This window comes from Streptomyces sp. NPDC006385 (assembly GCF_040612485.1).
GTDB lineage: Bacteria > Actinomycetota > Actinomycetes > Streptomycetales > Streptomycetaceae > Streptomyces.
In genome coordinates, this window is the sequence record NZ_JBEXQG010000124.1 from 1 (window position 1) to 13,885 (window position 13,885).

At 70.4% G+C, this 13,885-nt stretch carries 13 protein-coding genes; 10 read left to right on the forward strand and 3 right to left on the reverse strand.

The features are described from left to right. Nucleotides 1–193 precede the first annotated feature (193 nt). From ABZ078_RS42860 to ABZ078_RS42880, 5 genes are all read left to right on the forward strand, one after another. The gene (locus tag ABZ078_RS42860) at nucleotides 194–1,009 is read left to right on the forward strand and encodes a phosphatase (protein WP_356583961.1); all 816 of its coding nucleotides are present in this window, start codon (nucleotides 194–196) and stop codon (nucleotides 1,007–1,009) included. A gap of 129 nt (nucleotides 1,010–1,138) precedes the next feature. Then, nucleotides 1,139–1,351: a helix-turn-helix domain-containing protein gene (locus tag ABZ078_RS42865; RefSeq protein ID WP_004984898.1), complete on the forward strand. Its 213-nt coding sequence runs from the start codon at nucleotides 1,139–1,141 to the stop codon at nucleotides 1,349–1,351. A gap of 156 nt (nucleotides 1,352–1,507) precedes the next feature. After that, on the forward strand, nucleotides 1,508–1,606 hold the full coding sequence (locus tag ABZ078_RS42870) for an AURKAIP1/COX24 domain-containing protein (protein ID WP_003948845.1): 99 nt from the start codon (nucleotides 1,508–1,510) through the stop codon (nucleotides 1,604–1,606). A 254-nt stretch (nucleotides 1,607–1,860) separates the two neighbouring features. Then, nucleotides 1,861–2,922 (forward strand): NAD-dependent epimerase/dehydratase family protein, encoded by a 1,062-nt coding sequence (locus ABZ078_RS42875; RefSeq protein ID WP_356583962.1) that lies wholly within the window; start codon nucleotides 1,861–1,863, stop codon nucleotides 2,920–2,922. Between the two features lie 14 nt (nucleotides 2,923–2,936). Beyond that, nucleotides 2,937–3,989: a lysophospholipid acyltransferase family protein gene (locus ABZ078_RS42880; protein ID WP_356583963.1), complete on the forward strand. Its 1,053-nt coding sequence runs from the start codon at nucleotides 2,937–2,939 to the stop codon at nucleotides 3,987–3,989. Between the two features lie 105 nt (nucleotides 3,990–4,094). On the opposite strand, the gene ABZ078_RS42885 is transcribed toward ABZ078_RS42880, so the two are convergent. The 3 genes from ABZ078_RS42885 to ABZ078_RS42895 all read right to left on the reverse strand — a co-directional run bounded on the left by ABZ078_RS42885 (nucleotide 4,095) and on the right by ABZ078_RS42895 (nucleotide 7,820). After that, the gene (locus ABZ078_RS42885; RefSeq protein ID WP_356583964.1) at nucleotides 4,095–5,339 is read right to left on the reverse strand and encodes a DUF5667 domain-containing protein; all 1,245 of its coding nucleotides are present in this window, start codon (nucleotides 5,337–5,339) and stop codon (nucleotides 4,095–4,097) included. Nucleotides 5,340–5,589: 250 nt separating this feature from the next. Continuing rightward, complete coding sequence (locus ABZ078_RS42890; RefSeq protein WP_356583965.1) at nucleotides 5,590–6,363, reverse strand: ECF subfamily RNA polymerase sigma factor, BldN family; 774 nt, start codon at nucleotides 6,361–6,363, stop codon at nucleotides 5,590–5,592. Between the two features lie 536 nt (nucleotides 6,364–6,899). Beyond that, nucleotides 6,900–7,820, reverse strand: coding sequence for an HAD-IB family hydrolase (locus ABZ078_RS42895; protein ID WP_356583966.1), 921 nt, complete (start codon nucleotides 7,818–7,820; stop codon nucleotides 6,900–6,902). A gap of 159 nt (nucleotides 7,821–7,979) precedes the next feature. Here ABZ078_RS42895 and ABZ078_RS42900 point away from each other — a divergent pair, with 159 nt between their 5' ends. From ABZ078_RS42900 to ABZ078_RS42920, 5 genes are all read left to right on the forward strand, one after another. Further along, nucleotides 7,980–8,258 carry a glutaredoxin family protein gene (locus ABZ078_RS42900; RefSeq protein ID WP_356583967.1) on the forward strand — a complete coding sequence of 93 codons (279 nt, stop codon included), beginning with the start codon at nucleotides 7,980–7,982 and terminating at the stop codon, nucleotides 8,256–8,258. A gap of 284 nt (nucleotides 8,259–8,542) precedes the next feature. After that, the gene (locus tag ABZ078_RS42905; protein ID WP_356583968.1) at nucleotides 8,543–9,313 is read left to right on the forward strand and encodes a redox-sensing transcriptional repressor Rex; all 771 of its coding nucleotides are present in this window, start codon (nucleotides 8,543–8,545) and stop codon (nucleotides 9,311–9,313) included. Beyond that, a complete protein-coding gene (locus ABZ078_RS42910; RefSeq protein WP_356583969.1) occupies nucleotides 9,310–11,061 on the forward strand; it encodes a glutamyl-tRNA reductase in 1,752 nt (583 codons plus the stop codon). Before ABZ078_RS42905 ends, ABZ078_RS42910 begins: the two co-directional genes overlap by 4 nt. Next, nucleotides 11,058–12,029 (forward strand): hydroxymethylbilane synthase, encoded by a 972-nt coding sequence (gene hemC, locus ABZ078_RS42915; protein ID WP_356583970.1) that lies wholly within the window; start codon nucleotides 11,058–11,060, stop codon nucleotides 12,027–12,029. Before ABZ078_RS42910 ends, hemC begins: the two co-directional genes overlap by 4 nt. Continuing rightward, nucleotides 12,026–13,729, forward strand: a complete 1,704-nt coding sequence (locus tag ABZ078_RS42920) for a bifunctional uroporphyrinogen-III C-methyltransferase/uroporphyrinogen-III synthase (RefSeq protein ID WP_356583971.1) — start codon at nucleotides 12,026–12,028, stop codon at nucleotides 13,727–13,729. The genes hemC and ABZ078_RS42920 overlap by 4 nt, the downstream gene beginning before the upstream one ends. The last annotated feature ends 156 nt before the right edge of the window (nucleotides 13,730–13,885 follow it).

Here is a 13,885-nt window from a genome sequence, read left to right on the forward strand (position 1 = left end):
CGGCACACAGACCCACGCTTTCGGCCCTGAACGGGCCTCGTCCTCAAACGCCGGACGGGCTGAAAGCAGCGGGCCGGCGCCGCAGGACGTGACCGTCGTCTGAGGGGCGGAGCCTTCCGTGTCGTTAGCCCGACTGTGCGGTGTTTTGGCGTTCCCGTAGCCCCTGCGTGTCCTGTCCGTCAGCATCGCTCACGTGTTGAGTACCGGTGCCATCCGCGCCCATCTCCTGGCTGCTCGGCTTGCCGGGGTGGTGGCGACCACTCGGGAGGAGAGTCTCAGGAGCTATCGGCTTTTCGCGGCTCGGGATCCTCGGGTGCTCATCGGGCTCGATCCCGTGGGGCGGTGGGGGCAGCGGGATGTGGTTGCCTTGATGGCGGAGAAGTGTGGGGTTTCGGCCGATCCTGGGTGGGTTTCTGGTCATGATGTGATTGATCCGGGTCGGACTTTGACCGGTCTGCATGCCTTTGCCGAGCGGGTCGGTGCGGTCGCGCAGCGCAGGGCGCCGGTGCTCATCGGGACGGGGCATCCGCATCGGTTGCTCGGGTTCTACGCCGCCTTGGCGGACGCCTTGTCGGCGGTGGGATGTGCCGTTCTCACTCCCGCGCATGGTCGCTGTGTCGACATAACGACCCGGTTCGGCCTACGCGCGTACAACCTCGACTACGTACGAGGAGTCGCGTTGGTGCGGGAAGCCGGCGCTCCGAGCACCGGGCGTGAGACCGGCGCACACACGCACTCGCCGCTCCCGGTTCGTACCGCGCTGGCCGCCGCGGCGGAGGCCGGCGGGCCGTTGCCCGAGTTGGTGATCGGGGATCACGGTTGGGTCTGCGGGGCAGGTCAGCTGGGGTTTGAGGCCATTGGTCTCGCCGATACGAATGACCCCGCGCTCTTTGTCGGGGAGGCTGAGGGAGTCGTGTCCGTCGTCGTTCCACTTGATGACGGTGTGCGGTCTGATTACTACCGGCCGCTTACCCGCTACGTACTCAATCGAGCGTGTCTGTCCCAGTAGGCCGCCGATGGGTGCACCTCTTCCCCACTCGCATCACCCGCCCCTACATTGGGGAGTGAGCACGCAGCGACGAAGAGTCACCGGAAGGGGAAGCCGGTGGCCGTCGAGTGCGGAAGGTTCAGGTGTGTCATGGCTGCAGCTGGCGAGAGGCCTCTGAACGAGGTTCAGTTCCTTACCGTGGCGGAAGTCGCCTCGGTGATGCGAGTGTCGAAGATGACCGTGTACCGGTTGGTGCACAGCGGTCATCTGCCCGCGATCCGGGTGGGGCGGTCCTTCCGCGTCCCCGAGCAAGCGGTTCACGAGTACCTCCGCGAGAGTTATGTGGGGGTGGAAACCGCCTGACGGCAGTGGGCGAGGGGGATCCTCAGGGCTGTTCAGGATTCCCTCTCGCCCCCTCGATTACGACCTCAGCGCTCGGGCGGGTAGGCTAGCCCCTCGTAGGTCGTGTGGGCCCATGGCGCCCAAACACCGAGTGATGAGAAGTGAGCGAGGGTAGTCGTGGGCTCTGTTATCAAGAAGCGGCGCAAGCGGATGGCCAAGAAGAAGCACCGCAAGCTGCTCAAGCGCACGCGCGTTCAGCGTCGCAACAAGAAGTAAGCGGCGCCGCGGAAGCGGCGTGCGTGTGGCCCCCCACCGGATGCGGTGGGGGGCCACACGCGTATCGAGGTCGTGTGCGGTGGGCCGGACCATGTGCGTATGCCTGGACGCCGGCTTGGGCTGTCCGGTCGTACGCATGGAGTTCTCGTCACTTCACGCAGTGGGCGGTCATCACAGCGCAACGTCGACCCGCTAAGTTGGCCGCACACGGGGAACTCGGCAGGGGTACGAGTGCTGGAAGGAAGGCGCTGATCTTGGGCAAGGTCGTGCTCGTGACCGGAGTGGCCCGTCAACTGGGGGGCCGGTTCGTCCGACGGATCCAGCGTGACCCACAGGTGGACCGGGTCGTCGCCGTGGACGCGGTTCCGCCCGAGCATCATCTGGGCGGTGCCGACTTCATCCAGGCCGACCTCCGGCAGCCCACCATCGCGCGGGTGCTGGCCGAGAGCGGCGCCGACACCGTCGTACACATGGACGTGACCGGAACCGCGCTCGGCGGTGGCAGCCGGACCACGGTCAAGGAGACCAACGTCATCGGCACCATGCAGTTGCTCGGTGCCTGCCAGAAGTCCCCCACCGTCAAGCGGCTCGTCGTCAAGTCCAGTACGAACGTGTACGGATCGGCGCCCCGCGACCCGGCCGTCTTCACCGAGACCACTCCGCCCAAGTCCCTGCCCAGCGGCGGCTTCGCCAAGGACGCGGTGGAGGTCGAGGGCTATGTGCGTGGCTTCGCGCGGCGGCGGCCGGACGTGGCCGTGTGCGTGCTGCGGTTCGCCAACATCCTCGGTCCGACCGCGGAGACACCGCTCGCCTCCTACTTCTCGCTGCCGGTCCTGCCGACCGTGTTCGGCTACGACCCGCGGCTGCAGTTCGTGCACGAGGACGACGTGATCGAGGTGCTGCGCATCGCCTCGCACGAGCCGGCGCGGGGCACCCTCAACAGCGGCACCTTCAACATCGCCGGCGACGGCGTCCTGCTGCTCTCGCAGTGCTCCCGGCGCCTGGGCCGCCCCACCGTGCCGCTGCTGCTTCCCGCGGTCACCTGGGCGGGGTCGCTGGTGCGTACGCTGGGTATGTCGGACTTCTCACCCGAGCAGATCCGGCTGCTCACCCATGGCCGGGTCGTGGCGACGGACCAGATGCGAGAGACGCTGGGATTCAAGCCGAAGTACACGACGGCGGAGACCTTCGCGGAGTTCGCGCGCAGCCGCGGACCGGGTCTGCTGCCGCCGGAGGCCCTTGCGGGGGCCGTCGACCGGATCGCCGCGCTGCCCGTGCTGGGCGGCGGCCACCCCCCGACGCAGAGCGCCAACTGAGGAGCGCATCAACGATGGCGGACGCCAAGGTCATTCCGTTCGACGACGACCGGTCCCGCGGGAGCGCCGTGCAGCGGCCGACGCGGCGCCGGAGCGCGGGAAGCCGGCGCAAGAGTGGTGAATCGGCGCTGGTACGCGAGGTCCAGCCCCTCCCGGGACGGTCCTTCGCGCAGGATGATGTTCCTGTGACATCTGAGGAACAGCCGCCCCCGCAGCCCCAGGACGACGGTGGCCTGGAGCGGCGCATCGCGAGCGGCCTGGCCTTCCTGCGCCGCCGCCTCACCGGCGACTACGAGGTCGACGACTTCGGCTACGACGAGGAACTCACCGACCAGGTCCTGATGTCCCTGTTGCGCCCGGTGTACGAGAAGTACTTCCGGGTCGAGGTGAAGGGCGTGGAGAACATCCCGACCGACGGCGGCGCGCTGATCGTCGCGAACCACTCCGGGACGTTGCCGCTGGACGGCCTGATGATGCAGGTCGCGGTGCACGACCACCACCCCGCGGGTCGGCATCTGCGCCTCCTCGCCGCCGACCTGGTCTTCATGCTGCCGGTGGTCAACGAGCTCGCCCGCAAGCTCGGCCACACCCTGGCCTGCGCCGAGGACGCCGAGCGGCTGCTGGGGCAGGGCGAGTTGGTCGGCGTGATGCCGGAGGGTTTCAAGGGCATCGGCAAGCCCTTCAGCGAGCGCTACAAGCTTCAGCGCTTCGGCCGGGGCGGCTTCGTCTCCACGGCGCTGCGGCAGCGCACGCCGATCATCCCCTGCTCGATCGTCGGGGCCGAGGAGATCTACCCGATGATCGGCAACGCGAAGACGGTGGCCCGGCTGCTGGGCTTCCCGTACTTCCCGCTGACGCCGACCTTCCCGTGGCTGGGCCCGCTCGGTGCGATCCCGCTGCCGACGAAGTGGACGATCCAGTTCGGCGAGCCGATCCCGACGGACGGCTACCCGCCGGAGGCGGCCGAGGACCCGATGCTGATGTTCAACCTGACGGACCAGGTCAGGGAGCAGATCCAGCACACGTTGTACAAGTTGCTGGTGCAGCGGCGGTCGGTGTTCTTCTGACCGGCGTGCCGTCGGTCGGCCGTCCTGTCGCCGGTACGGCAACGGGGGCGCCCCTGGTGAGAAGGGGGCGCCCCCGTCGTCGTACGACTGGCTGTTCCGCTGTGGCTAGTTCGCGTCCTCGCCCTCGATGCCCAGGCCCGGCAGGAGGCCGGGGAGCAGGGGTGGGAGGGTGACCGCGGGCTCGGTGCTCGGGGTGGACGTGGACGGTGAGGTGCCGGTGCTGCCGGTGTCCTTCGGTGGGTCGAGCAGGCCGCCGGTGTTGCCGCCGAGCAGGCCCTCGCCCTCGCTGCCGGAGCCCTCGGACGACTTGCTGGGGCTGCTGGAGTGGCTGCTGCCGGAGGAGTCGCTTCCGGTGTTGGGGCGGGCCGATCGGTCGGTGCCGGACGCACCGGTCGACGGGGATCCGGAACCGCCGTGCCGCCGGCCGTCGCCGTCCTGTGCCGGGGGTTGGGGGAGAAGGGACTGCAGCGGGGCGACCTCTTCGTCTATGGCGTCGAACACCGACGACACCTTGTCGCTGACGTCCCCGAGCTGGAGGGGAAGCCGCTCGCGGAGGCTGCCCCAGGCCGCGCGGTGCGAGCGCGAGAAGGTGGAGAGGGCCTGGATGGGGGCCAGGGACTTCGGGTCGCGTTTGTACGCCTCGCGCAGCAGGCGATGCCCCTCCGAGGCGTCGTGCTGCATGCCGGACAGGGCGCGGCGGATCTCGGCGAGCGACTCGTGGTCGAGCTGTCCGCCGCGTCCGCGTTCCATCAGCCGCCGGGCCTCGCTCAGCCGTGTGGAGGCCTGGTCGAGATAGGTGCGCCCGCGCTCGCCCTCGCCGTCGGCCAGGACGTTGAGCTTGAACTCCTCGATGCCGCGCTTGAGGCCGTAGAGGGAGTCGCCGGGCAGTGCGTCGGAACTCGCCGCGGCCACTCCACCGAAGGCTCCCGCCGCGACGCCGACGCTGAGCCCGCCCGCGGTGAGGCCCTTGGCGAGCCGTGAGCGCGGCCGCAACTTCCCCAGGGGGGACGCGCGGTGAGCGCCCCGGGCACGGTCCGAACGCTGCTCGGGTACGGGGGGGCCCGCCTCGCCTGCCGCGGTGCCCTCCTGCAGCATGGCCTCCATCGCGGCCACGAGCTGGGCGCGCTGGACGACCTTGACCTCGGGGTCGAGTACGGGCTTGGGCAGCTCGCCGAGACTCTCGGTGAGGGCCATCAGGCGCCTCTGCTCGGACTGTTCCGCAGCAGCCGGTGCCGGTGCCGATCCATCGGGCTGCTCGGCCTGTTCGGCCGCCGAGCCCCGGTCGGACAGCTCCTCCAGGGCCTGGGCGAAGGCGTTCGCCCGCCGGTGTGCCGATACGTTCGCGATCACTGGCGGCACCTCCTCTCGTGATGACGGTCGACTCCCCAGGGGGTCCTGAGGGTTGCACGCCCTGACCACTTGCACACGATCGAGTGATCGAAGTCGGCCAGGGAGTGACCACAGGGAGCCTGCATCCCGCACAACGAGCGGCGCGGCACTTGGGTTACGGACGGAGGATGAACGGACCGCGAAGTCAACGGACTTTCACCGACGGTGAGTTGATAGTTGCGGAGAGTGCTGGAACGGTGCGGGTGACTGCTCAGCGCGCGTCGTCGGGCAGCAGCCGGGCGAGGGTGCGGACGGCCCGGTACTGGAGGGTCTTGATGGCGCCCTCGTTCTTGCCCATGACGCGGGCGGTCTCGGCGACGGAGAGGCCCTGGAGGAAGCGGAGCGTGACGCACTCCTGCTGTTGGGGGTTGAGTCGGCGTACGGCATCGAGGAGGGCGGCGTTGGACAGCGATTCGAGGACGGAGTCCTCGGGCGAGCGCTCGACCTCGTTGGCGTCGAGCATCTCGCCGGTGGTCACCTCCAGGCGGAAGCGGCTGGACTTGAAGTGGTCGGCGACGAGGTTGCGGGCGATGGTGACGAGCCACGCGCCGAAGTCCCGTCCCTGCCAGGTGAAGGTGCCGATCCGTCGGAGGGCCCGCAGAAAGGTCTCGCTCGTGAGGTCCTCGGCGGTGGCCTTCCCTCCGACTCGGTAGTAGATGTAGCGGTAAACGGTGTCGCTGTACTGGTCGTAGAGCCGGCCGAACGCGTCGGCCTCGCCGGCCTGTGCGCGTTCCACGAGATCCATCATGCGAGCGCTGTCGCTGTCCGCGGCAGGCCGCCGAGCGGTTGCCGCGCCCGCCGAGCGTCCGCGTCTGCTGACGGCGGCGCTGCCGTCGGCGAGCGCGTAGCACGGGCCTACGGGCGCGGTGGTTACGGCGAGGGCGGGGACGGCGTACGCGGTGGGGACGAAGCCGCGCAACAGGTCGTTGACCGTTGCGCGCAGCGTAGCCAGGCCCGAGGCGTCAACCCCGACGTGTGGGTACACGGGACTCCCAGAGGCAGAGCTTCCATCACGTGCAGTGCGGGACCGTTCACCCGTCGTAGCGACGGAGGGGTACCGGTTTGCGTCTGAGGAGAATAACGCTTCGTGCAGGCACTGCTACGCCCAGTTGCTCAAATCACCGATTGCGTCTCTTCTGTAACCGATTGACGGCCGATCAAGTGCCGGAGAGTGACCGTTTGTTGATCGAAGTCGTCCGGGTTCGGGCTGACTCCGGGGCGTGTTGTGGCCGTGTGCAGCCAACGGGACTGGATGCGGGGTTGTGGGGGTAGGGGGTGCGGATTGGCTGTTCGGCCGGGCGTGGTCAACGCGCCGCACGGAGTCTCGCCCCCGCCGCCCCTACCGTCCCCTCCTGAAGGGGCGCTGCCCCTTCGACCTCGCCGCTCCCTGGGAGCCTGCGGCCCCCAGACCCCCGCTTTCGGCCCTGAACGGGCCTCGTCCTCAAACGCCGGACGGGCTTGAAGCAGCGGGCCGGCGCCGGAGACGGGCTGGGGATGGAGTGGGTTCGTCCTGCGATGCCGTCAGCGTCGCCGACGGTGCAGCGCGATCGCCGCGGCCGTTCCTCCGGCCACCGCCCCCACTCCGGCAGCCGCCGGGATGCCGACCTTCGCTGCCTTTCGGCCCGTGCGGTAGTCGCGCAGGCGCCAGTCCAACTTGCGGGCGTGCTTGCGGAGCTTGGTGTCGGGGTTGATGGCGTAGGGGTGGCCGACCAGGGAGAGCATCGGGATGTCGTTGTGCGAGTCGCTGTACGCCGCGCAGCGGGCGAGATCCAGGCCCTCCGCGGCCGCGAGCGCGCGGACCGCCTCCGCCTTCGCCGGGCCGTGCAGCGGTTCGCCCACCAGTTTGCCCGTGTAGACGCCGTCCACCGACTCCGCCACCGTGCCCAGCGCGCCCGTGAGGCCCAGTCGGCGCGCGATCACCTGGGCGATCTCCACGGGGGCCGCCGTCACCAGCCATACCCTCTGGCCCGCGTCCAGGTGTGCCTGCGCCAGCGCGCGTGTGCCCGGCCAGATGCGCTCGGCCATGTACTCGTCGTAGATCTCCTCGCCGATCGACATCAGCTCGGAGACCCGGTGGCCCTTGACGATCGACAGAGCGGAGTCCCGCGCGTCCTGCATGTGCTCCGGGTCCTCGACGCCCGCCAGCCTGAACCACGCCTGCTGCCAGGCGAACCTGGCGAGGTCGCGCGTCTCGAAGAACTTCCGTTTGTACAGTCCCCGCCCGAAGTGGAAGAGGGCGGCGCCCTGCATCACGGTGTTGTCCAGGTCGAAGAAGGCGGCGGCCTTCTCGTCGCCGAGTACCGGGAACTCCGGTTCCTTGTCGGAGACCTCCGTCGTCTCCTGCGACGACTTGCGCGCTGCCTCCGCAGAGGCCTCGCCTGCCAACACGCTCCGCGCCGTGGCGGAACGCCTACGGGGAGTGAGCCATCCGAGAGCGGCCATGACCGTGAGCATAGCCAGTTTGTTCGGTGCTGCCGGACTGGAGAGGTTCGAAGGCTGTGAACTCTCCGCGACCGTGTCGTTAAAGGACGGATCCCGCCTGCCGCCGAGCCGCGGCCGGCGTCACCGCCACCGCGACCGTCCCCGCGCGAGAATGGCTGCATGAGCCCCTTCTTCCGTCGTGGCGCGGCCAGGTCCCCCCAGGACCGGTTGGTCACCCTCATCCGCAAACCCGGCTGTCATCTGTGCGATGACGCACAGGTCGTCATCGAGAAGGTGTGCGGTGACCTCGGGGTTCCGTGGGAGCAGAAAGACATTTCCCAGGACCCCCGACTGCACGACCAGTACTGGGAGCAGATCCCCGTCGTCCTCGTCGACGGGGCCCAGCACACCTTCTGGCGCGTGAACGAAGATCGCCTCCGCAAAGCACTGACCGACTAGTCCAACTGGTCGGGAAACTGGCTTAGGATCGACGGCGACTTGGTCTCGGGGGCGGGGATCGTTGAGGAGAGTGTTCGGTTTTGCCCCCAAGAGATGAGGAACGGTGGTGCGAATGCGCCGGTTCCAGACCAGTGCGCCGGGCGTGCGTGAGCCCGGTCACGTTGGGCGGGCAAATCGGACACCATCTTTGTGCACGCGTTCACAAAGACATAGCCTGCTTTCGACGGGGCGGTCATGTAGGGACGTGTGACCGCCTACAGCCCCGCTCTACCCGCAGGAGCACCGTGGCAACTGGCCGAACTCACCGACCGGCGACCCGCAGCCGAGGGATTCCCGAGGCCACCGTCGCCAGGCTTCCGCTGTACCTGCGCGCCCTGACCGCACTGTCGGAGCGCTCGGTCCCCACGGTCTCCTCCGAGGAGCTCGCGGCCGCGGCGGGGGTCAACTCCGCGAAGCTGCGCAAGGACTTCTCCTACCTCGGGTCCTACGGCACGCGTGGTGTGGGGTACGACGTCGAGTATCTCGTCTACCAGATCTCCCGTGAACTGGGGCTCACCCAGGACTGGCCGGTTGTGATCGTCGGTATCGGCAACCTCGGTGCCGCGCTCGCCAACTACGGCGGTTTCGCCTCCCGCGGCTTCCGGGTGGCCGCGCTCATCGACGCCGACCCGGCGATGGCGGGCAGGCCCGTCGCCGGGATTCCCGTGCAGCACTCCGACGACCTGGAGAAGATCATCCAGGACAACGGCGTGTCGATCGGTGTCATCGCCACCCCCGCCGGTGCCGCCCAGCAGGTCTGTGACCGGCTCGTGGCCGCCGGGGTCACCTCCATCCTGAACTTCGCGCCGACCGTGCTGTCCGTCCCGGACGGCGTCGACGTGCGCAAGGTCGACCTCTCCATCGAGCTGCAGATCCTCGCTTTCCACGAGCAGCGCAAGGCCGGCGAGGAGGCCCTGTCCGACGGCGCCGGGCCGGCCGCCGCCACCCGCGAGGAGTCCGCCGGATCCGCCGACCAGGGGCCTGACGGGGACGTACCCGCCGTGATGCCGGCATGAGTCTCCTCGTTGTCGGGCTGAGCCACCGCAGCGCCCCGGTCAGCGTCCTGGAGCGCGCGGCGCTGAGCGCGGACGCGCAGTTCAAGCTGCTCCAGGACACGGTCGCCGCCGAGCCGGCCACCGAGGCCGCCGTGCTGGCCACCTGCAACCGCATCGAGCTGTACGCCGACGTGGACAAGTTCCACGCCGGTGTCGCCGAGCTGTCCACGCTGCTCGCCCAGCACAGCGGGGTGGGGCTGGAGGAGCTCACGCCCTATCTGTACGTCCACTACGAGGACCGGGCCGTCCACCATCTGTTCTCGGTGGCCTGCGGGCTCGACTCGATGGTCGTCGGCGAGGGCCAGATCCTCGGGCAGATCAAGGACTCCCTCGCCAAGGCGCAGGAGCTGCACAGCGCCGGGCGACTGCTGAACGACCTGTTCCAGCAGGCGCTGCGGGTCGGCAAGCGCGCCCACTCCGAGACCGGCATCGACCGCGCCGGGCAGTCCCTGGTCACCTTCGGCCTGGAGCAACTGGCCATGGAGACGGACGTCGCGGTGTGGGCCGACGGCAAGAAGGCCCTGGTCATCGGCGCCGGATCGATGTCCTCCCTGGCCGCCGCCACCCTCGCGCGGACCGGTGTCGCCGAGATCGTCGTCGCCAACCGCACCTTCGACCGCGCCGAGCGCCTCGCGCAGATCCTGGCCGAGGCCGGTGACTTGGACGTGTCGGCCCGCGCGGTACCGATGGAGTCGGTGCCGGTCGAGCTGACACGTGCCGATGTCGTCGTCTCCTGCACCGGCGCGACCGGGCTCGTCCTCACGGCAGCGTCGGTCGCGGCGGCGGTCGAGGGCCGTACCGGGCGGCCGGTCGCCTTCGGCGAGAACGAGGGCGAGCGCGGCGGTCGTACGGCGGCCGAGGCGCAGGCCACCCGGACGAACAGCGACAGCACGGACGTACCGCAGACCCCGCTGCCGCCCACCAGCGTCGGGTCCGACGAGAACTGCCCGCTGGACCTGACCGCCGTGCAGGGAGGATTCTCCGTCCACGGAGAGGCCGCCGTCGCCGGCATGGACGCGGCCACGCTGGAGCAGCACGCGACCTGGGCCTCGGGCAGTGCCGTCGACCGCCGGGAGGCCGCCCGGCGCGGCCCCGAGACCGACGCCGAGCTGATCACCGCGCTCGCCGCGACCGTGGCCACGGTGGGCCGGATCCCCGAGCGCCGCAAGCCCGAGCCCGTCGTCGAGGCGCCCCGCCCGGCGCCGGTGCTCTCGCTGCTCGACCTCGCCATGCCGCGGGACATCGACGCGGCCGTGCACCGGCTGGCCGGGGTGCGGCTGGTGGACATCGAGTCGCTGGCCGAGGCGTCGGCCGACGCTCCGATGGCGGCCGACGTCGACCAGGTCCGCCGTATCGTCGCCGACGAGGTCGCGGCCTTCGGGGCGGCGCAGCGGGCCGCGCACATCACGCCCACGGTCGTCGCGCTGCGCACCATGGCCGCCGATGTCGTGGCGAACGAGATCGCCCGCCTCGAAGGGCGGCTGCCCGAGCTGGACGACAGGCACCGCAGCGAGATCACGCAGACCGTGCGGCGCGTGGTCGACAAGCTGCTGCACGCCCCGACCGTCCGGGTCAAGCAGCTCGCGGCCGAGCCCGGCGGCGCCGGGTACGCGGACGCCCTGCGGACCCTGTTCGACCTCGACCAGGAGACGGTGGCCTCCGTCTCGCGCGCCGAGGACAGCACCGACAAGAACCGAGGCCCACGATGACCCAGCAGCCACTACGGCTCGGCACCAGGCGCAGCAAGCTCGCCCTGGCCCAGTCCGGGCAGGTCGCGCAGGCCGTGCGCCAGGTGACCGGACGGCCCGTCGAGCTCGTCGAGATCACCACGTACGGCGATGTCTCCCGCGAGGCCCTCGCGCAGATCGGCGGCACCGGCGTGTTCGTGACCGCCCTGCGCGACGCGCTCCTCAAGGGCGAGGTCGACTTCGCGGTGCACTCCCTGAAGGACCTGCCGACCGCGCAGCCCGAGGAACTGGTGCTGGCCGCCGTGCCGGTCCGCGAGGATCCCCGGGACGTCATCGTCGCGCGGGACGCGCTGAAGTTCACCGACCTGCCGCGCGGGGCGCGCATCGGTACGGGTTCGCCGCGCCGGATGGCGCAGCTGAACGCGTACGCGCGCGGCCACGGCCTGGACATCGAGACGGTGCCCATCCGGGGGAACGTGGATACGCGGATCCGGTACGTGCACGACGGTGAGCTGGATGCGGTGGTGCTGGCCGCGGCCGGCCTCAACCGGATCGGCCGCAGCGACGAGGTCACCGACTTCCTGTCGGTCGACACGGTTTTGCCCGCCCCCGGCCAGGGGGCACTGGCGATCGAGTGCAGGGCGGGGCACACCGCCCAAGACGCTGCCCTCATCGCCGCGCTCGGAGAGCTCGACGACCCGTTCACGCGGGTCGCCGTGACCGCCGAGCGCTCACTGCTCGCCGCCCTGGAGGCCGGTTGCAGCGCCCCTGTGGGCGCGCTGGCCGACCTGTTGGCCGACGGGCAGATTGTCAAGGAAATGCGCCTGCGCGGCGTCGTCGGCACGACCGACGGCTCCCGCATGGTGCAGCTGTCCACCACCGGTCCCGTGCCCGAGACGCACGACCAAGCGCTTGCGCTCGGTCGCGAACTCGCCACCGAGATGCTTGCGCAGGGCGCGGCCGGTCTGATGGGGGAGCGAGCACATTGAGCCCCACCACCCTTCCCGCCGACCTTGAACACGGGCACGTCACCTTCCTCGGTGCCGGACCCGGGGATCCGGGACTGCTGACTCTGCGCGCCGTCGAGGCGCTGGCGAACGCGGACGTACTGGTCGCCGAGCACGATGTGCTCGACGTCGTGCGGACGCACGCGCGGTCCTCGGTCGCGGTCGTGAACACGGAGACCGGTCCGTCGCCGGACCGGCTACCGGGCACGGGCGCGCCTCCCCCGACGCTGGTTGACGGCACGTCAAAAAGCGTTGAGGTACCCGCAGTGCGCGACGCCGCACATCTTGTCATGGAGGCCGCGCGGGGCGGCAGGCGGGTCGTGCGTGCGGTGTCCGGGGATCCCGGGCTCGACGCGTACGCCGCCGAGGAGATGCTGGCGTGCGCCGCGGCGGGCGTGCCGTTCGAGGTCGTGCCGGGTGTGGCCACGGCCGTGGGCGTGCCCGCCTACGCGGGGGTGCCGCTGCGGGACGCGCAGGGCGCGGACGTGCGGTTCGTGGACGCGCGGACGGCCTCGGACCGCTGCTGGACCGAGGTCGGGGCGTCGGACGGGACCGTGGTGGTGTCGACGACGCTGGACTCCGTCGCCGCGGCGGCCGGTGAGCTGGTGTCGGCGGGCCGTAAGCCCGACACGCCGCTGACGGTGACCGTCGCCGGGACGACCACGCGGCAGCGGACGTGGACCGCCACGCTCGGCACCATCGCCCAGACCCTGAAGCAGGCCAAGGTGCTGCCGTCGCCGGAGGGCGGCCGGCCGGTGATAGCCGTGGTCGGTGAGCGTTCCGCCCCCGCCCAGCGCGATCAGCTGGCGTGGTTCGAGTCCAAGCCGCTGTTCGGCTGGAAGGTGCTCGTGCCGCGGACGAAGGAGCAGGCGGCCTCGCTCTCCGACCAGTTGCGGTCCTACGGTGCCGTGCCGCACGAGGTGCCGACGATCGCCGTAGAGCCGCCGCGCACGCCGCAGCAGATGGAGCGGGCGGTCAAGGGGCTGGTGACCGGCCGCTACGAGTGGATCGCCTTCACCTCGGTGAACGCCGTCAAGGCGGTGCGGGAGAAGTTCGAGGAGTACGGGCTCGACGCCCGGGCCTTCGCGGGGATCAAGGTCGCCGCGGTGGGCGAGCAGACGGCCAAGGCGCTGATCGCCTTCGGTGTGAAGCCGGATCTGGTGCCGAGCGGGGAGCAGTCGGCGGCGGGGCTGCTGGAGGACTGGCCTCCGTACGACCCGGTGTTCGACCCGATCGACCGGGTGTTCCTGCCGCGGGCCGACATCGCCACGGAGACGCTGGTGGCCGGGCTGATCGAGCTCGGGTGGGAGGTCGACGACGTCACGGCGTACCGGACCGTGCGGGCGTCGCCGCCGCCGGCGGAGACGCGGGAGGCGATCAAGGGGGGTGGCTTCGACGCCGTTCTCTTCACGTCGTCGTCCACCGTGCGGAACCTGGTGGGTATCGCCGGCAAGCCGCACAACGTGACGGTGATCGCCTGCATCGGGCCGGCCACGGCGAAGACCGCCGAGGAGCACGGTCTGCGGGTGGACGTCATGGCTCCGGAGCCGTCCGTGCACAAGCTGGCGGAGGCGCTGGCCGACTTCGGCATGAAGCGGCGGGCCGCCGCCCTCGCGGCCGGGGACGCGGTGACCCGGCCGAGCGAGCGCCGGCCGGGGGCTCGGCGGCGCCGGGCCACCTGAGCACGGGCTGACCGCGGTGTGCGCGGCCGCGAGATGACGGAAAAGGGCCCGCCCCGGATCACCGGACGCTGTTGGTAAATCCGGGTCTTGCGTGACGACGGCCTGTACGACCCCGTTGGGGTGGTGCAGGCCGTCGTCATGTCCAGGGGTGGGGTT

What these genes read in the sequence shown, in the direction of transcription:
- ABZ078_RS42865 (WP_004984898.1), top strand. Translation starts at nt 1,139, where the DNA reads ATGGCTGCAGCTGGCGAGAGGCCTCTGAACGAGGTTCAGTTCCTTACC.
- ABZ078_RS42880 (WP_356583963.1), top strand. Translation starts at nt 2,937, where the DNA reads ATGGCGGACGCCAAGGTCATTCCGTTCGACGACGACCGGTCCCGCGGG.
- ABZ078_RS42895 (WP_356583966.1), bottom strand. Translation starts at nt 7,820, where the DNA reads ATGGCCGCTCTCGGATGGCTCACTCCCCGTAGGCGTTCCGCCACGGCG.
- ABZ078_RS42900 (WP_356583967.1), top strand. Translation starts at nt 7,980, where the DNA reads ATGAGCCCCTTCTTCCGTCGTGGCGCGGCCAGGTCCCCCCAGGACCGG.
- ABZ078_RS42910 (WP_356583969.1), top strand. Translation starts at nt 9,310, where the DNA reads ATGAGTCTCCTCGTTGTCGGGCTGAGCCACCGCAGCGCCCCGGTCAGC.
- hemC (WP_356583970.1), top strand. Translation starts at nt 11,058, where the DNA reads ATGACCCAGCAGCCACTACGGCTCGGCACCAGGCGCAGCAAGCTCGCC.